Consider the following 18,831-nt stretch of genomic DNA (forward strand, 5'->3'; position numbering starts at 1 on the left):
ATAATGGATTTCGAATTCGATACAAATTTAGATGGCGCAGTTATTAAAGTCATTGGTGTTGGTGGTGCTGGTAACAACGCTGTTAACCGTATGATTGCAGAAGGAGTACAAGGTGTAGAGTTCATCGTAGCAAACACTGATACTCAAGCTTTAAGAAACTCAGAAGCTGAAACTAAAATTCAATTAGGACCAAAATTAACAAAAGGTTTAGGGGCTGGATCATTACCTGATATTGGTCTAAAAGCTGCAGAAGAAAGTGAAGAACAAATTCGCGAAGCTTTAGTTGGCGCGGACTTAATCTTCGTTACTGCTGGTATGGGTGGAGGTACTGGTACAGGTGCTGCACCAGTTGTTGCTCGTATTGCAAAAGAGTTAGGCGCATTAACAGTGGGGGTTGTTACACGTCCATTTAGCTTCGAAGGACCAAAACGTGGTCGTTTCGCTGCAGAAGGTGTTGCACAATTAAAAGCAAACGTAGATACATTAGTAACGATTTCAAATAACCGCTTATTAGAAATCGTTGATAAAAAGACTCCTATGTTAGAAGCTTTCCGTGAAGCTGATAATGTATTACGTCAAGGGGTACAAGGAATCTCTGATTTAATTACTGCACCAGGTTATGTTAACTTGGACTTTGCAGACGTGAAGACAGTGATGAAAGATCAAGGATCAGCATTAATGGGGATTGGTGTTGCTAGTGGTGAAAACCGTACAGCAGAAGCTACGAAGAAAGCTATTTCTTCGCCATTATTAGAAGTATCGATCGATGGAGCAGAACAAATCTTATTAAATATCACTGGTGGCGCAGACTTAACATTATTTGAAGCACAAGACGCTTCTGATATCGTTGCAGCAGCTTCAACAAGTGAAGTAAACATTATCTTCGGTACTTCAATCAATGAAAACCTAGGAGATGAAGTCATTGTTACTGTTATCGCAACAGGAATTGACGAGGAGCGTAAACACGAAAAAAAGTCAGTAACTCGCGCTAACCGTTCTCCATTTACAAGCAGTACTTCAACTCGTAAAGATTTAGGGAATAACCCTCAAACTTTCCAAGAGAAACAAGTACCTTCAAAACCACAAGTTGTTGAAGAAAAGAAAGCAGAAAAAGACTTGTTTGGTGACTGGGATATTCGTCGTGAAACTACAGTGCGTGATACTTCTTCATCAACTGATGCAGATTCACCATTTGCGCAAAGCAATTTTGTAGAAGCTCCTTCTGAGCCAAAACAAGCTGAAAATGATGGATTAGATACTCCGCCGTTCTTCAGAAAAAGAAACAGAAATTAATGAGTATCATTAAACAGAATGTAAGTCGTATTATGAACTTGGTTGCATCTTCTTGTAACCAAGTTCATAGACTATCTGAGGAAGTTTGTCCTATTGTTGTGACGAAAAATCGCTCTCAGGAAGAAGTTCAAGAGATGTATGACTTGGGTTTTCGACATTTTGCGGAGAATCGTGTTGAAAAACTACTTGAACGGCAGGAACAATTTCCCGAAGAGGATATTTTCTGGCATTTAATCGGTCCTTTGCAAAAGCGTAAAGTAAAACAAGTTATTAATCGAATTGATTTATTTCATGCTCTTGATAGACTCTCCATTATGAGTGAGATTGATAAACGACTCGAGCAACCTTTGGACTGTCTGTTAGAAATAAATGTCTCTGGTGAGGAAACGAAACATGGTTTTTCACCTGAAGAGGCTTTTGGCGCTTATAAGGAGAGTAAGCAGTATGAAAAAATTCATATTGTTGGGCTAATGACGATGGCGCCTTATAAAGCAAGCGATGAAGAAATTCGCTTCTTTTTTTCGCGTTTAGCACAATTAGCTAAAAAGATTGAAGAAAAGGAAAACCTATCACAACCACTCCTGTTAAGTATGGGAATGAGTAGTGATTTTCCAATCGCTATCCAGTGTGGCGCAACATATATTCGAATTGGCACAAGCTGGTTTGAAACGGAGGAAGAATAATGGGATTCATGAATCGTGTCAAAAACTTTTTAAGTCCTGAAGATGATTATTATGAAGAGGATGATCAGTTTGAATATGTTGAAGAGACTGAGGATAATACTCAGACTCCACTTCGTTCTAGATCGAATCCTTCGAATGTCGTGCCTTTCCAAAGCCCAGGAGTAAAGAAAACATCTAAAATTTATGTGGTGGAACCTAGCGTTTATTCTGAAGCGGAACGTATAGCAGATGCTCTCTTAAAAGGGGAAGCAGTACTAATCAACTTTAAACGGATGGAGCCAAAAGATGCAAAACGTGTCATTGATTTTGTAGTTGGAGTGGCGTATGCTATTAACGGCGATGTTCAAAAGGTAAGAGATGAAATTTTTATCTGCTCACCAGCGAATTTTCAAGTACAAGGAAACTTTGACGAGGAAGCAGGAGATGTTTTTCGACGTCCTGAGTTTTAAAGGAGGAATATTATGGCAAATGAATTTATTTCAGGGATTACACTTATAGCAACTTATTATACATTATTTTTAATATTATATGGATTGAATATTTATTGGAATCTCTATCTTCCAACGTTTGTTGAGGATTTTCTTGATAAAGTGTGTAGACCTTTTGTAAGTCTATTTAAGAATGTAAGAATTGGAAATTATAGTTTAGCATTATTGACTTCAATCGTTGTTGTATTTTTCGGTAATTTATTAATTGTTAGTTTAATACGTTTGATTTTTTAACAAGGTGAAGGACTATGGAGACTGGAATTGAACAACATTTTAGAAAAGAGGAAATCCCTTTTCTAAAGCAAGTTGAAGAATGGGTAGAAGAAGTACGTTTACAGTATGCGCCCGTATTGACAAATTATCTTGATCCACGCCAACAGTTTATTGTGGAGGCAATCGTGGGTCAGTATGATGATGTTCGTTACTACTTTGATGGCGGGTATATTGATGCTGAACGAAAACGTTGTATGATTAGCCCGGATTATTATGAGCCAACTTTAGAGGATTTCGAAAATGCTCTTTTTCATATTCAATATCCGAAGAAATTCGCAACACTGGGGCATGGTAAGATTCTTGGGTCACTGATGAGCCTTGGGTTTGACCGTAGTCTGATTGGCGATATTATTTCTAACGGAGAAGACTGGCAATTATTCTGTGCTCAAAATATGAAAGAATATATCAAACAACAGCTAGAAAAAATTGGGAAAGTTGCTGTAAGGCTTGAAGAAGTCGACTATACGAAATTAATTGTACCAGTGGATCATTGGACAAATATTCAAACAGTTGTAAGTTCTCTTCGTTTAGATACAGTGATTGCTTCCGTATTTAATGTGTCAAGACAGCGTTCAAAAGAAATGATAGAAAGTGGTAAAGTAAAGGTGAATTGGACCGAAGAGAATCGCCCGGACTTTATGCTGGAAATTTTAGATATTGTATCCATTCGCGGATATGGACGCCTTCAAATTCAAAAAATCGAAGGGCGAACCAAAAAAGATAAAATTAAAATCGAACTTGGTCTTTTAGAAAAAAATAAAAAATAAAGGGGAGTTATTTATGTCAATTACACCAAACGATATTCATAATAAAGATTTTTCAACAAAATTCAAAGGCTTCGATCCAGAAGAAGTTAATGAGTTTTTGGATGAAGTAAAAAAAGAATTAGAACATTTAATTCGTGAAAATAAAGATTTAGAAAAACGCGTGAAATTTAATGAAGAAAAAGTAGAATACTTTACTTCTATTCAAGAAACTTTGAATAAATCTATTATTGTAGCTCAAGAAGCAGCAGACAGATTACGTGAAAATGCGCGTAAAGATGCGGAAATCATTATTTTTGAAGCAGAAAAAACAGCTGAGGAATTATTAAAAGAGGCAGCTGAAAAAGCGACTCAAATTAATCGTGAAACAGACGCAATTAAGAAGGAAACGCGTATTTTCCGTCAACGTCTTCAAATCTTAAGTCAAACACAATTAGAAATGATTAAAAATGAAGAGTGGGATATGGTGTTAAATACACCTTCACAAATTGAAGTGACACCACCGACAATTGATTCAATTATCGAAAAACGTGCTAAAAGAACTGAGCACCTTACTGAAGAAGAACAACAATAATCAATTTAGAAGGGGACCAAAAGGAGGTCTCCTTTTTCGATAGAAAGAGAGAAAACGATGGAAATTTGGTTTAGTGAAACAGCTAAAGATAAACTATTAAAATTAATGAATGAAAAAGGATTAACAGATGTTTTTTTCGTTATGGATTATGCTGATGGAGATAGTCCTTTCTACGACGAAGGCGGAGGATGTCATTGCCAAGTTAATGAGAAGTATCATTTAGTCATTTTAAAGAAAGAAGAGGAGTCTACTTTACATCGAAAGTTCGACAAGTTATTAGAGACTAATTTGGGAAAAGTTTATGTCTCTAGTCGCTATGAAATGATGTTTGACCAGAAAAATGTAGTCGATTATAGTGTGGATAAATATGGGTTTTACTTAAAGAGTGAGGCAGGAATCTTATCCATGAGACTCAATATTGATTTTATAGCGTAAAAAGATGAGCATGTGCTCATCTTTTTTTGTATTTAAGGATTTCTTTACTTTAAAAAGCTTGTACCTTCATTGAATACATAGTATACTATTTTTGTTCACGAAAACAAAAGAGGTGAATTTTATGAACAAAGTTAATTTAGATTTGTTGAAATTAATCAAAAAGAACGCTATTCATAATCAACGAGAATTGGCAGATTTATCAGGTTATTCTCTGGGACTGGTGAATCGTGAAATTAAAAAATTAAGAGAATTAAAGCTAGTCGATGAAGAATTTCGAATTTCTAGTAAGGCAAAAACGTTATTCAAAAAAAATAAACCTAAAAATGCAGTAATCTTGGCAGCTGGCTTTGGGATGCGAATGGTTCCCATCAATACAGAAACGCCAAAAGGACTTCTAGAAGTCAAAAATGAACCACTTATTGAGCGATTGATTAAACAATTACAAGAAGTGGGAGTATCAGATATCACTGTGGTCGTAGGCTTTATGAAAGAACAGTACGAGTATTTAATCGATGATTTTCAAGTAAAATTAGCAGTGAATCCAGATTATGCTACGAAAAATAATTTTTATTCATTACAACGAGTTGCTGGAATTTTAGGAAACACGTATATTGTCCCTTGTGACTTGTGGTCTGAGGAGAATCCCTTTGAAGAGGATGAATTATACTCTTGGTATTTAATGGGACATGAGGAAGTGGAACAAAGCTATTTTAGAGTGAATAAAAAGCAAGAAATTATCACGAGCGAGAAAAGAAGAAAAGGAAATCGTCCTTACGGAATTTGCTATCTTGCTGAAAAAGAAGCTAAAGTGGTGACCAAACAATTAAATATAGCTGCTGAAGAAAAAAGGCATGAAAAATCTTTCTGGGAAGTTACTTTAGAGGATAAAGATAAAAAGTACATTGTATATCCAAAAATGATTGATGATAAAAAGATTGCTGAAATTAATACTTACGAGCAGTTACGTGAAATCGACCATTCCTCCAGTCATTTAGAAACAGATGCTTTAATCAACATTTCAAAAGCATTAGGAGTACCTTTAGAGGAAATTGTAAATATTGAAGTATTAAAAAAAGGAATGACGAATCGTAGTTTCTTATTTACTTGTAAAGAACAAAAATACATTATGCGTATTCCAGGAGAAGGAACGGATCATCTCATCAATCGTAAGGAAGAAGCTGATGTATACCGCGTGTTAGAAGGCAAAAAAATCTGTGACGATGTTGTATATATGAATCCTGAGAATGGATATAAGATTACAGCCTATCTAGATGGAGCACGCTCTTGTGATAGTGAAAATAAAGAAGATTTGAAACGTTGTATGGCAAAACTTCGTGAGTTCCATGCGTCTAAACTGAAAGTCGCTCATACATTTGATCCATTTAAACAAATCGTGTTTTATCAAAGTTTATGGAACGGTCAAGCGTCTTACTATAAAGATCATGAAAAAACGCAAAATGAAATATTAAGCTTAAAGAGTTTTGTAGAAAAATATAAAAAGGAGCCAGTTCTAAGCCATATAGATTCAGTCTACGATAATTTTCTTTTCACGAAAGAAGGAGATATTCGACTGATTGACTGGGAATATGCAGGAATGCAAGATCCACATATCGATATTGCAATGTTTTGTATTTATGCGGGATATGACCGTAAACAAGCAGACGAATTAATGGACCTTTATTTTGAAGGAAAATGCGAAAAGATGACGCGTATTAAAATTTATGCGTATATGGCCGTTAGCGGAATGCTTTGGAGCAACTGGTGCGAATATAAACGCACACTAGGTGTTGATTTTGGTGAATATTCACTCATGCAATATCGTTATGCCAAAGACTTCTATCGCATTGTGCAAGAAGAATTAGCAAAAGAGGAAAAATAATGACACATACGATTAAACGAGCAATTATAATGGCTGCGGGAAAAGGGACACGAATGCGTCCAATAACTAATGAAATCCCAAAACCATTAGTAAAAGTAAATGGGAAAAGAATGATTGATACGGTAATCGATGCCTTATATGAACAAGGAATTCAAGAGATTTACGTGGTTGTCGGTTATTTAAAGGAAAAATTTTCTGAGTTAAAAGCAGATTATCCAAATATTACCATTGTAGAAAATCCTTATTTTGATATTGCCAACAATATTTCTTCTCTTTATGTTGTCAGAGGTCATCTAGAAGAAGCCATTATTTTAGATGGAGATCAGTTAATTTTTAACAGTGAGATTTTACATCCAGAGTTCACTCGCTCAGGTTACGCATGTATTCCAGTAGAAAACGGGACGCAAGAGTGGCTCATGCAAGTGAATACAGATGGAGTAGTTACCAGCTGTAGTCGTACTGGTGGAGAAAAGGGATGGCAATTATATAGCATTTCTCGTTGGACGAAAGAAGACGGACAAAAGTTAAAACATCATTTGGAAATCGAGTTTGAAGAAAAGAAACATCATGACATTTATTGGGATGATGTAGCGATGTTTTGTTACCCCACAGAATATGAAATGGGCATCTACCCAATGCAACAGGGAGATATCGTAGAAATCGATAGCTTGGAAGAATTGGTAACAATGGATGCATCGTATCAAACTTTATTAGAGGAGGCTCATTATGAATAATGAATTGGAGAAAAAATCGTTAAGAGATGAAATTGACTGGATTGCTACACTAGTACCATTATTTGGAGTATTATTTCTAGGACTATTATTTTTGATATTCCCGGATTCTAGTTCTGCAGTACTTGAAGGAGTTCGAGGTTTTCTAGGAGACCAATTCAGTATTTATTATGCCATGTTAGGAGTTGGTGTATTCCTGTGTAGTATGTATGTAGCTTTCTCTAAATATGGACGTATTGTATTAGGTGGGAATAAATCTAAAGTAGAATACTCAAATTTCCAATGGGGAGTGATGATTTTTACTTCTACGATGGCAGCAGATATTGTGTTCTATGCCATGATTGAATGGGCACTCTATGCGCAAGAGTCTTATCTTGGAGAGCTTGGTAGCATTCAAAAATGGGCTTCGACATTCCCATTATTCCACTGGGGACCTATTGCCTGGGGATTCTACATTATGTTAGCCGTCGCTTTTGGATTTATGTTACATAATCGAAAAGTAGAAAAACAAAAATTCTCTGAAGCTTGTCGTCCTCTTTTGGGAGATAAAGTAGACGGATGGATGGGAAAAGTCATTGACTTAATCGCTATCTTTGCATTAATTGCAGGAACAGCAACAACGTTCTCACTAGCGACCCCACTTCTTTCAGCGGCTATGAGCCAAGTGTTTGGAATTCAAAATTCGAAACTAATTACGATTGTTGTATTATTGTTAATTGCAGTAGTTTATACTAGCACTGTTATGTTAGGAATGGAGGCTGTCTCAAAATTAGCAGCCATTTGTACGTACTTATTCTTTGCACTTCTCGCTTATTTCCTATTCCTAGGAGGAGAGACCGTTTATATTTTAGAAACAGGATTTAGCGCAATTGGAAATCTTGTTCAAAACTTTATCGGAATGTCCACATGGTTAGATCCACTTCGCGAGACAAGTTTCCCTCAAAAATGGACGATTTACTACTGGTCTTATTGGATGGTATGGTGTGTAGCGACGCCATTCTTTATCGGTAGTATTTCAAAAGGCCGTACTGTTAAAAATACGGTTCTTGGTGGATATGCATGGGGAATCGCAGGAACATTTACAGCATTTATTATTCTTGGGAACTACGGACTTGCGCAACAATTAAAGCATGGCTTAGATATTACAGGAATTTTAAATACAAATGCGGATTATGCTGCAGCAATTCTTAAAATTTTTGAGACAATGCCATTAGCGAATATTGGATTGCTACTTCTGGCTGTTACAATGATTGCTTTCTACGCGACGACGTTCGATGCATTAACACTCGTAGTTTCTGCTTATTCTTATAAAGAATTAACGCATACGCATGATAGTGATAAGCGTGTTCGTATGTTTTGGTCATTAGTACTGATTTTATTCCCAATCGCATTGATTTTCTCTGAAAATTCAATGTATAATCTTCAGTCGGTAGCCATTATTGCAGCCTTCCCAATTGGGATTATTATCATTATGATTATTGCAAGCTTCTTTAAAGATGCGAAGGACTATTTGAAATCGTAGTTGGCAATGACTATGAATCTATGACGGATATAGGAATAGTAGCTGTAATGGGATACCGGTGCAAGCCTTGGTCTTGCACCTTTAAAGCCTCAAAGAGGGAGTAAGGAATAAATTCCTAACTCCCTCTTATTCGTTTTAATATCCTTCCCATTACTGTTACTATTAAATCCGTAAGATTCATAGTCATTTAGCGAGAATTTTAAATAGTGCAAATTGGAATAAATTGAAAATAAAAATAACCTATTGTTTAAAGTCATTATGGCTTTAAGCAATAGGTTTTTATGTTAGTGATGGTGATGGCAATTACATTGCCCAGGCAGGCAGTTGCACGAAACAGAAGTAGGGGCGGTGGCCGCTTTTTCTTTTAAGGCATTCACTAATACTTTAATGTCCTCTTGGCTTAAGGTTGCTTTATTGATTAGAGTGTGTAGTAAATTCCCATTTTGTTTGTGGCACACTTGTTCAAGAAGGGCATCCGTCTCTTGGTCGAGTTGCTCTTTTTCCAAAATCGTAGCAGAATAGTGGAAGGGTTTCTTTCGATTATCGATTTGAATATAGCCTTTCTTTGTGAGGCGAATAATCAGTGTTTTTACAGTTGATTCACTCCAAGGGAATGATTTCTGCAGTTGTTCGATGATAAATCCACTTGTACTACTTGGGTTTGCCCATAATACGCGCATGACTTGGCGTTCCGAAGGGCTCATTGGTTGAAATTCAGTCATAGTGTAGAACTCCTTTCATTTTTAGTCTACAATCGTCGACTGATTCTGTCAATATTTCGAATAAGAATAATACTAAATATCGAAAAACACTGATTTCACTAACTATATTTTGTGTTGTCTACAAAGAATGATACAAAATGTTGTAAAAAAATTGCAAAAAGGAACTAGACTAGATATAATTAACTTCGTGAGTTTCAAGTGAGATTGGAATGCATTTTCTTGTATTTCTATTTCGGAATGGAGATATTGTGAAAGTCGTTTATTTATCACTAACTGGAAAAACAAGACAATTTGTAAAAAAATTGGGTTGGGATTTTGTTGAAATTTCTAAGAAAAATCCTACAGTACAAATGAAAGAGCCTTATATCGTCATTACACCAACTTATGGAGAGCAAGTGGCGAATTTTTTTTACGAATTTATTGATTTTGAAGAAAACAGAGAGCTGTTAATGGGAGTTGCTGGTTCAGGGAATCGCAATTTTAACACGAGTTTTTGTTCGAATTCTAAAGAGTTAGCGAGAAGATATGATGTTCCTTTACTTCATTGTTTTGAAAACCAAGGTACAGATAAAGATGTACAAATACTAATAGAAAAGGTGAGAGAGATTGGATAGTCCAAAATTAATGAACAAGACTCAAGAAGTTACATACTTCGCATTAAACAATGAGTTAAACCGTCCAGTTGATGGGAAAATTCCATTGCATAAAGATCGTGAAGCGGTTCGTGCGTTCTTCTTAGAACACGTAAACCCAAATACAGTTTTCTTCTATACATTAGATGAAAAACTAGATTACTTAATCGAACACGATTATTTAGAAGCAGAATTTTTAGGAAAATACAACCGTAAATTCGTTAAGAAATTAATGAAAGAAACGTACAAGAAAAAATTCCGTTTCCGTTCATTTATGTCCGCATTTAAGTTCTACAAACAATATGCAATGAAGACAAATGACGGTCAACGTTACTTAGAACGTTTTGAAGATCGTATTGTATTTAACGCTCTTTTCTTAGCGGATGGCGATGAGCAATTAGCGCATGATTTAGCAGAAGAAATGATTACACAACGTTACCAACCAGCAACACCAACATTCTTGAATGCCGGAAGAAAACGTCGTGGAGAACTCGTTTCATGCTTCTTAATTCAAACAACAGACGATATGAACAGTATCGGTCGTACAATTAACTCAGCACTTCAATTATCAAGAATTGGGGGAGGAGTAGGGGTAAGCTTGTCTAACGTTCGTGCAGCGGGTGACCCAATCAAGAAAATTGAGAATGCATCAAGCGGTGTTGTTCCAATTATGAAATTATTAGAAGATAGTTTCAGCTACTCAAACCAATTAGGTCAACGTAACGGTGCCGGTGCGGTTTACTTAAACGTATTCCATCCAGATATCGTATCGTTCTTATCTACGAAAAAAGAAAACGCGGACGAAAAAGTGCGCGTGAAGACATTATCACTTGGATTAGTTGTTCCAGATAAATTCTACGAATTAATCAAAAACGACGACATTATGTACTTATTCAGCCCATACGATGTGGAACGTATTTATGGCGTACCATTCTCATATGTGGACATTACTAAAGAATATGACAACATGGTGAACAACCCTGAAATCCGTAAATCTAAATTACGTGCGCGTGACTTAGAAAACGAAATTAGTAAATTACAACAAGAATCTGGATATCCATATGTAGTGAACATCGATACAGCAAATCGTGTAAACCCAATCGATGGAAAGATTATCATGAGTAATCTGTGTTCTGAAATCCTACAAGTTCAAGAACCTTCAGTAATCAATAATGCTCAAGAGTATGAACACTTAGGAACAGATATCAGCTGTAATTTAGGTTCAACAAACATCGTGAACTTAATGAAATCACCTGACTTCGAACGCTCTGTAGATGTAGCCGTTCGTGCGTTAACATTCGTAACAGACCACTCAAGTATTGATGCTGTACCGACTGTTAAAAACGGAAACAGCAAAGCACATACTATCGGTCTTGGAGCGATGGGATTACACACATTCTTTGCACTAAACCAAATGGAATACGGCTCACCTGAGTCTATTGAAGCAACTGATTTATACTTCAGAATGTTGAACTTCTACACATTGAAAGCAAGTAACAAGATTGCCAAAGAACGCGGTAAATCGTTCGAAGGTTTCGAACGTTCTAAATACGCAACAGGTGAATACTTCGACAGCTACATTGCTGAAGAGGTACAAATTCAATCTGACAAAGTGAAGAAAATCTTTGCGAAACTTCCAATTCCAACTGTAGAAGATTGGAAACAATTAAAAGAAGAAGTAATGAGCGGTGGATTATATCACCAAAACCGTTTAGCAATTGCACCAACTGGTTCAATCAGCTACGTAAACGAAACAAGTGCTTCATTACACCCAATCACTCGTTTAATTGAAGAACGTCAAGAGAAGAAGACTGGTAAGACTTATTATCCAGCTCCATTCTTATCAAACGATACTTTACCATTCTACAAATCAGCATACGATATCGATATGCGTAAAGTAATCGACGTATACGCAGCAGCTCAAAAACATATCGACCAAGGGATGAGTTTGACATTATTCATGCGTTCAGAACTTCCTGAAGGATTATATGAATGGAAAGAAGGACGTACAAACAAGATGACAACCCGTGACTTAAACATTTTACGTAACTATGCGTGGAATAAAGGCATCAAGTCAATCTACTATGTACGTACATTTACAGAAAACAACGATGAAATCGGAAGCAATGCTTGCGAAAGCTGCAGCATTTAATGGGAATACGAAAGAAAGGACAAAAGCTCATGAGTACAAAACGATATTTTAATGAGATTCTTTCTCAAAAATCTACACAACCAGTAGAGTACTATAAAGCGATTGACTGGAACCAAGTGGAAGACATGATCGATAAATTAACTTGGGAAAAACTAACAGAGCAATTCTGGTTAGATACACGTATTCCAGTATCAAACGACTTAGACGACTGGAGAACTTTATCACCTGCAGAAAAAGATGTTGTGGGTAAAGTGTTCGGTGGATTAACATTATTAGATACGCTTCAATCAGAAGAAGGTGCAAGCTTAATGAAAGATTACGTGCGCACGCAACACGAAGAAGCCGTATGGAATAACATTCAATTTATGGAATCTGTTCACGCGAAAAGTTACTCAACTATCTTCAGTACTTTGCATACAAAAGCAGAAATCGAAGATATTTTCGAATGGACAAATAATAATGAATACTTACAATTCAAAGCGAAAAAGATTAATGAAATCTATCAAAGTAAAGATGCTTTGAAGATGAAAGTGGCTTCTACTATGCTTGAAACTTTCCTATTCTACAGTGGATTCTTTACACCACTTTACTACTTAGGAAACAACAAACTTGCTAACGTGGCTGAAATCATCAAGTTAATCATTCGTGACGAGTCGGTTCACGGAACTTACACTGGTTACAAGTTCCAACAAGGCTACAACGAATTGTCAGAACAAGAACAAGAAGAAATGAAGATGTGGGTATACAACTTATGCTTGGAACTTTACCAAAACGAAGTGAAGTATACACAATCAATCTATGACCAAGTTGGTTGGACTGAAAAGGTTAAAGTGTTTATTCGTTATAACGCGAATAAAGCACTTCAAAACTTAGGGTTCGATCCATTATTCCCGGATACTGCTGAAGATGTGGATCCAATCGTGATGAACGGAATTTCAACAGGTACAAGTAACCATGACTTCTTCTCGCAAGTTGGGAATGGGTACTTACTCGGTAGTGTTGAAGCGATGGATGATGAAGACTATTCAAAATGGATGTAATTTCTATCCAAACAGGTTCCTGAAAAGGAGCCTGTTTTTTTGTGTATATGGTGAGGTACCATTCAAAAACACTACGTGTTATTTCGGAGATCTTCATAGTGGTGACAATAGCTACACCGTATTGAGTCTAAGGTCTCAATCCTACTGAGCTTCAAAGGGACTCTACGAAATCAATTTCGAAGATTCCCTAATTCACATCAGTTGTGGTCGCTATTGTTACCACTATAGACTCCGAAATCACTGCGTATTTTTGATTACCAAATATGGTAATTTAGGAATCAGTTTTGTGAAATAAGTTTATTGGTGTATTCATATCCAAACTTCAACACTCTTGTAAATGGAGAAGTGCAGGGATAAATTATCTGCTTCTTATAGAGTTTTTAAAACATATTGAGCTTTCGGCTACACTTAATAATTATAAGAATAACTGTATCGCCTCAAGCCAAGGTCTTGAGGCTACCAAGATTCAAACACTCTCTAGAAAATAAATTTTCAAGAGAGTGTAATTCAAATTGGTTACGCACGTTATTCTTATGATTATTGGTATCCGAGGCTCTTTATGTTTTACCTTAAAAGCAGCGTGCTTTGGAAACTGGTTTAGTGAAGTTAGCTTATTTGATTGGATACATCCATCGTTTCAACACCCTCGTCAATGGAGAGGTGCTATGACAGAGAGTGTGCTACTCACAGGATTGAGTCTCGGGTCTCAAGCCTACTGAGCTTCGTGTTTTTGGACATCAAATTAAGGAATTTTAGGAATCTGTTTGGTGAAATAAAATGATTAGTGTGTTCATATTCAAACTTCAACACCTCGTAAAGGGAGAAGTGCTGTGAGAAAGTATCTGCTCCTTACTGAATTGTTAAAATACATTGAGTCCTCGGCTACGTTCAATAATTATAAGAATAACTGTATCATTTTAAGAGGAGTTCTTAAGTTTAGAAAAATGATTTAGATTTGTATTAAGTTTTATTGCAAAAAGAGGGAGAATTCAATAAAATGAGAGGAGATGTTTTAAGGGGAAAAATAATGAAAAAAATAATCAAATTAGTTTGCGTCTTGTTTTTATTGATGATGGGAGTTATCGGTACAATATCCACAGTGAACGCACAAGAATCTATTTTAAAAGTAGTTAAAGATGAAGGGTATGAGATTAGCTCTTCAGATACACCGAAAGCTTCACTAGTTGTGAGTATAGCGAATGGTGAAATACTATGGCAAGAAAATCCTGATAGGGCGGTAGATCCTGCTAGCTTAAGTAAATTAATGACGATTTTTATCGTTTATGATGCGATTAAAGAAGGGAAAATAAGCTTAAGTGATAAAGTAGTCCCAACCGCAACAGATGAAGCTATTTCTAAAATTACAGCCTTAAGTAATGTTCCGCTAACTGCTGGAGTCGAGTATCCAGTGGAGGAACTTGTAAAAATGGCACTCCTTCCTTCTTCTAACGCGGCTACGATTCTTTTGTCACATCTGGTGAATGATAATTCGGATGAATTTGTAGACTTAATGAATCAAAAGGCCAAAGAATTAGGAATGACGAATACTAAATTCGAAGGTGCTACTGGTGCGGTGGCGGAAGATTTCCAAGGTCATTATACAGTTAAAAGACATTCAATGAATCAACCCAACCAAACGACTGCTAGAGACCTAGCCAAAATGGTGATAGCATTATATAAATCACACCCAGAAATCACTCAGTATACGAGAAATAGCACACTTACGGTTATGAGTGGAACACCGTATGCACAAACGATTAAAAACACCAATCATTCGGTCCAAGGGGATTTATTAGCGTATCCTGGTATTATTGGTTTAAAAACGGGAACTAGTGAAAGAGATGGATTTAACTATATTGGGATTTATCAAAAAGACGGGGTGGAACTATTAGATATCGTTTTAGGGGTGAGTGAGTGGACTAGTGCTGCTGGAGAGTATAATCGTCATAAAATCGGAAATGCTTTGTTGAGTTATGTCTTAAAGCAATATGAGGCACAAACTTTATTCAATCCTGGGATTCAAACCATTCAAGGCCAAAAAGTGAAATTAGATCATGCAGTGAAGGTTTTTACTGAAAAAGGAAAGACTGCAACCTATCAAATTGAGGGGAATCAGTTAAAAGTTGCAACACCTCAAGGAACAATTTATGAACAGGAATTAACTTTTTCTGTTGAGAAAGAGCCAGATGAAGCTGTTGAATCTACTTATGAAGAAACAACAACTGAGGCTAGTCAATGGATTCCTAAAATTATTTGGAATAAGACTGTTCATTTTATAAAGAAACTTCCACTTCTGTTTTGGGTATTCTTTTTTGGGATTGTACTTGTGTTTTACGTCCTTAGAAAATTTTTGAAAACAAGTTCCAAAAGAGACCGTCGTAGATAGAAAAATCAAATAAAATCAAGCATAAAACAGCATTATTTATTTTCTGAAAATAAATAATGCTGTTTTATATAATGCTGTTTTATTTTATTCATATTTTCAATCATAAATTTTTAGATAGGAAAAATGAATGAGAAAAGATCATAATTCACAAACAAATTATGAGTTTTCATAGTTGGAAAATGATGTAATGTATGATAAAATCTGTGGTTAGGTAGTGGTGAAAAAAGGGATGTTATCAATAAATTTCACAATATAAAAAAGATAGAGAAAAGAAAGAGGGAGGATATGTTTAGTTCAAAGAATGTTCAAATGAATGAACGCAAGAAACGTTCAAAAGTAACACGATATGCTATTAAAAAATTATCCGTAGGGACGGCTTCTGTTGTTGTTGCCTTAGGATTTATGTTCGTACAAGGTCAAACAACAGTACATGCTGATACTGTAGAAAGTACAGCGGTTTCGACACAAGAAGCTACTAAAGAAAGTCCGAAAAAAGACTCTACTGAAGCAGAAAAGGCTGTAAAAGAAGCTACACAAAAAGTAGAACCGACTGCTGAGACGACAACAACAACTTCTCAACCAAAAGAGGAAAATGAGAAAACAACGAAAGAAACTTCTGAAAAAGAAGCAGCATTACCTGACAAAGCTGAAGAAACAACGGCTGCTGCTGAAGTAAAAGAAGAAACAACAGTAGCACCAGAAAATAAACCTCGTACGCGTTCAAAACGTGAAACTCCAGCGACTTCAAGCGATAAAATCGGTGATGACGTTGTCGATGCTACATCTGAACCCAAAGTAGAAAAACCAGGTTTAACTCCACAAATCTTAGCGGATCAAGTTTTAAAACAAGTTTCTTGGTTGGATTTTGGGGATACTGCAAACTGGACTGGCACAACCAGAACAGCTGATGGTAAATTAGCACTTCAAGTCGGAGCAAGCTATACGAAAGAGGTAATGCCGGGTTATAAGGTTAAATTAACAATTAAGTCTTTAAGACCTTTCCAAGCAACAGAAATCTATAGAAAACGTATGGAGAGTCAAGGAGCTACTCCTGAAGAAAAAGCTACTTATGATCCAAATGCCAAAAATGGGTATATTAGTTCTTCTGGAAATCCAAAAGGAAGAGCAGCTTATCAAGCAGGTGAAGAAGCAAAAGTTATCGCTGAAGCACAAAATGAGTGGACAGAGATTCGTAAAGAAGGGATTGATACTGGGAAAAAGAAAACAGTTATCACTTCCGAATTTGATGGTGGGAATTTCGGTATTCAATTTGAAGTTACTGGGACATACAATGGTAAACCAGTAAAACCATCTATCGTTATGGCCGATGCAGAATCAGCAAACCCTGGTGAATTAGTAATGTTTACTACAAACGGAACAGGGTGGCAACATATTGGTGAATGGACTAAAAAAGGAGTTCCAAATACTCGTACTTACGTCCCACAAAATACAAAGGATACTTTTGATCCAGCTAAAAATTATAATGGCAGAAAGCCTGTAAATGTGGATGGGGTAAATTTACCTGGTCAAAATGCAAGTCAAATCTTAAATGCTGAGGGCGTAGGGTCAAAAGGTAAAACAGTTGCCTGGAAGTACTTTGGAAGTCCTGATTTGAAGACAGGTGGTTTAGGAACAGGAGTGTTTGGTTCAAACTATTCTGCAGGTCCGTTTTCAGTACCGCTTGTAATGACTCGAGGAGCTTCAGAAGTTGGAATTTATGTCATGGCTGCAGGGAAACAAGCAGCGATGATTGGATTCTTACCGTTTGATGAAAGTGATGCTCCGGAATCATATGGTCTTGCGACACACGCAGTTAACCAAGTGAATGGAGTTACTGGAGCAAAAGTAAATCAACCATACTTAGGGGATACTCGTCCGGATATGGATGAAAATCTAGATCGTTCTGATTGGAAAGGGGACGATAAAGACGGTTCTGGAGACGAAGGCATTAATCAAATCTTGCCAGCAGAATTAAAAGGCAAAACGAATGAAATGATTTCGATTGAACGTACTCGTCCTGGAAACTATACGTTAACTGTTCAAGCACATACGGGTGGAAGTCCAGAAGCCTATCTTTATGGATGGATTGATTTCAACCGCAATGGTAAATTTGATGAAAATGAACGCTCTGAAAAAACAACGATTACTTCAGATGGAAATGCAGTTTTAACGTTTAATAACGGACCCGTTTTAAATGATTTAGAATTGCATAAACTTGGGGTACGTGTTCGTATTTCAACACATGCGCCAGATATTGAAAGTCCAACTGGAATGTCTATGTCCGGAGAAGTTGAAGATTTTGAAACACAAGTTATTTTCCCACCAAAAGGTAGTAAGACAGAGACAGAAGGAGTTCAAGGGGTTACTCAAAAAGGAACCGTTGAATTCACTGCCCAAGGAAAACAAAGATATTCAAAAACAGAAGATGCTGTTATCGATGAAACCGTTGCTCCATATATCGTAGATGAAAATGGAAATAAAGTGACGCTTGATTCAGAAGGTTATTATGCAGTTTCTGGTGAAGGTAAATATAAAGTTACAGGTACAGGGAAAGATGTTGTAGTTGAATTTGTGCCTGAAGCTGGATTTGTTGGAGTTGGTAAAGGAATTACGATTCGTCGTCATGACAATAATGGAGTTGATTCAGGCTGGAATACGAAAGATAATTCCGCTGCAACGATTAGTGACCAAGCGAATACAATGGATGGTCGCTACATTCCTAAGGTGATTCCACTTTCAGACGCTGCCACTTCAGAAGAGTTGCAAGGGTTAGAACATGATAAAACCTTGAAATTTACGAATGCAGCTGGTCCAGTTACTCCTTCTAGTGAAAAACCAATGCAAATTGTAGATCCTAAGACAGGAAACCCTATTGGAAATAGTGCACCTGCGATGAAAGATGGACAAGTAGTTGGAACATACGAAATTGAACCTACAACTGGAAAAGTGAAGTTTACGCCAAATAAAGATTTTAGAGGGACACCAGAACCAATTGTAGTCCAAGTAGTTGAAGCAAATACAGGTAGAGTCCTTGCTGGAGTGAAGTACATTCCAACCGTATTACCTGTTCAACCAGTCGCTGAAGATAAAACGACAACAGGAAAACAAGGTCAAGTTCAATCTGAAACGATTACGTTTAAACAACAAGATGGAGCTGAAGAAAAAATTCCAATGGTTGTGAATGCTTCAAACCCAGTGAAGTTTGTGGATCCAACAACGAATGAGCCAACAGATAAGACAGAATTACCAGCGATGAA

Annotated in this window: 16 protein-coding genes; 15 read left to right on the plus strand and 1 reads right to left on the minus strand. The window is 36.6% G+C overall.

Annotated elements, in window-relative coordinates:
- Positions 1-3 precede the first annotated feature (3 nt).
- The 10 genes from ftsZ to HMPREF3103_RS03105 all read left to right on the plus strand — a co-directional run bounded on the left by ftsZ (position 4) and on the right by HMPREF3103_RS03105 (position 8,642).
- On the plus strand, positions 4-1,293 hold the full coding sequence (ftsZ, locus tag HMPREF3103_RS03060; protein WP_005605971.1) for a cell division protein FtsZ: 1,290 nt from the start codon (positions 4-6) through the stop codon (positions 1,291-1,293).
- The gene (locus HMPREF3103_RS03065) at positions 1,293-1,976 is read left to right on the plus strand and encodes a YggS family pyridoxal phosphate-dependent enzyme (protein WP_053091350.1); all 684 of its coding nucleotides are present in this window, start codon (positions 1,293-1,295) and stop codon (positions 1,974-1,976) included. Before ftsZ ends, HMPREF3103_RS03065 begins: the two co-directional genes overlap by 1 nt.
- Positions 1,976-2,425, plus strand: a complete 450-nt coding sequence (locus HMPREF3103_RS03070) for a cell division protein SepF (RefSeq protein WP_049555035.1) — start codon at positions 1,976-1,978, stop codon at positions 2,423-2,425. Before HMPREF3103_RS03065 ends, HMPREF3103_RS03070 begins: the two co-directional genes overlap by 1 nt.
- Positions 2,426-2,437: 12 nt before the next feature.
- Positions 2,438-2,698 carry a hypothetical protein gene (locus tag HMPREF3103_RS03075; RefSeq protein ID WP_049555034.1) on the plus strand — a complete coding sequence of 87 codons (261 nt, stop codon included), beginning with the start codon at positions 2,438-2,440 and terminating at the stop codon, positions 2,696-2,698.
- A 14-nt stretch (positions 2,699-2,712) separates the two neighbouring features.
- Entirely contained in the window at positions 2,713-3,504 is a 792-nt protein-coding gene (locus tag HMPREF3103_RS03080) for a YlmH family RNA-binding protein (RefSeq protein ID WP_049555033.1), read from the plus strand.
- A 13-nt stretch (positions 3,505-3,517) separates the two neighbouring features.
- A complete protein-coding gene (locus HMPREF3103_RS03085; protein ID WP_005605962.1) occupies positions 3,518-4,075 on the plus strand; it encodes a DivIVA domain-containing protein in 558 nt (185 codons plus the stop codon).
- Positions 4,076-4,132: 57 nt separating this feature from the next.
- On the plus strand, positions 4,133-4,510 hold the full coding sequence (locus HMPREF3103_RS03090; RefSeq protein ID WP_005605961.1) for an iron-sulfur cluster biosynthesis family protein: 378 nt from the start codon (positions 4,133-4,135) through the stop codon (positions 4,508-4,510).
- A gap of 121 nt (positions 4,511-4,631) precedes the next feature.
- Positions 4,632-6,389, plus strand: a complete 1,758-nt coding sequence (locus tag HMPREF3103_RS03095; RefSeq protein WP_070437172.1) for a phosphotransferase — start codon at positions 4,632-4,634, stop codon at positions 6,387-6,389.
- A complete protein-coding gene (locus HMPREF3103_RS03100; protein WP_070437173.1) occupies positions 6,389-7,123 on the plus strand; it encodes a sugar phosphate nucleotidyltransferase in 735 nt (244 codons plus the stop codon). The genes HMPREF3103_RS03095 and HMPREF3103_RS03100 overlap by 1 nt, the downstream gene beginning before the upstream one ends.
- A complete protein-coding gene (locus HMPREF3103_RS03105) occupies positions 7,116-8,642 on the plus strand; it encodes a BCCT family transporter (protein ID WP_049555030.1) in 1,527 nt (508 codons plus the stop codon). The genes HMPREF3103_RS03100 and HMPREF3103_RS03105 overlap by 8 nt, the downstream gene beginning before the upstream one ends.
- 284 nt (positions 8,643-8,926) lie before the next feature.
- Here HMPREF3103_RS03105 and HMPREF3103_RS03110 read toward each other — a convergent pair whose 3' ends face one another.
- Positions 8,927-9,364: a CopY/TcrY family copper transport repressor gene (locus HMPREF3103_RS03110; protein ID WP_049555029.1), complete on the minus strand. Its 438-nt coding sequence runs from the start codon at positions 9,362-9,364 to the stop codon at positions 8,927-8,929.
- Between the two features lie 248 nt (positions 9,365-9,612).
- On the opposite strand from HMPREF3103_RS03110, the gene nrdI reads away from it, so the two are divergent.
- The 5 genes from nrdI to HMPREF3103_RS03135 all read left to right on the plus strand — a co-directional run.
- Positions 9,613-9,978: a class Ib ribonucleoside-diphosphate reductase assembly flavoprotein NrdI gene (gene nrdI / locus HMPREF3103_RS03115; protein WP_049555054.1), complete on the plus strand. Its 366-nt coding sequence runs from the start codon at positions 9,613-9,615 to the stop codon at positions 9,976-9,978.
- A 10-nt stretch (positions 9,979-9,988) separates the two neighbouring features.
- On the plus strand, positions 9,989-12,148 hold the full coding sequence (gene nrdE / locus HMPREF3103_RS03120; RefSeq protein WP_070437175.1) for a class 1b ribonucleoside-diphosphate reductase subunit alpha: 2,160 nt from the start codon (positions 9,989-9,991) through the stop codon (positions 12,146-12,148).
- A gap of 29 nt (positions 12,149-12,177) precedes the next feature.
- The gene (gene nrdF, locus HMPREF3103_RS03125) at positions 12,178-13,188 is read left to right on the plus strand and encodes a class 1b ribonucleoside-diphosphate reductase subunit beta (RefSeq protein ID WP_070437176.1); all 1,011 of its coding nucleotides are present in this window, start codon (positions 12,178-12,180) and stop codon (positions 13,186-13,188) included.
- A 1,027-nt stretch (positions 13,189-14,215) separates the two neighbouring features.
- The gene (locus tag HMPREF3103_RS03130; protein ID WP_070437174.1) at positions 14,216-15,574 is read left to right on the plus strand and encodes a serine hydrolase; all 1,359 of its coding nucleotides are present in this window, start codon (positions 14,216-14,218) and stop codon (positions 15,572-15,574) included.
- A 285-nt stretch (positions 15,575-15,859) separates the two neighbouring features.
- Positions 15,860-18,831 (plus strand): CshA/CshB family fibrillar adhesin-related protein (locus HMPREF3103_RS03135; protein WP_148128796.1); only part of this gene is annotated, 2,972 nt, incomplete at its 3' end.

This window comes from Granulicatella sp. HMSC30F09 (genome assembly GCF_001806915.1).
Lineage (GTDB): Bacteria > Bacillota > Bacilli > Lactobacillales > Aerococcaceae > Granulicatella > Granulicatella adiacens.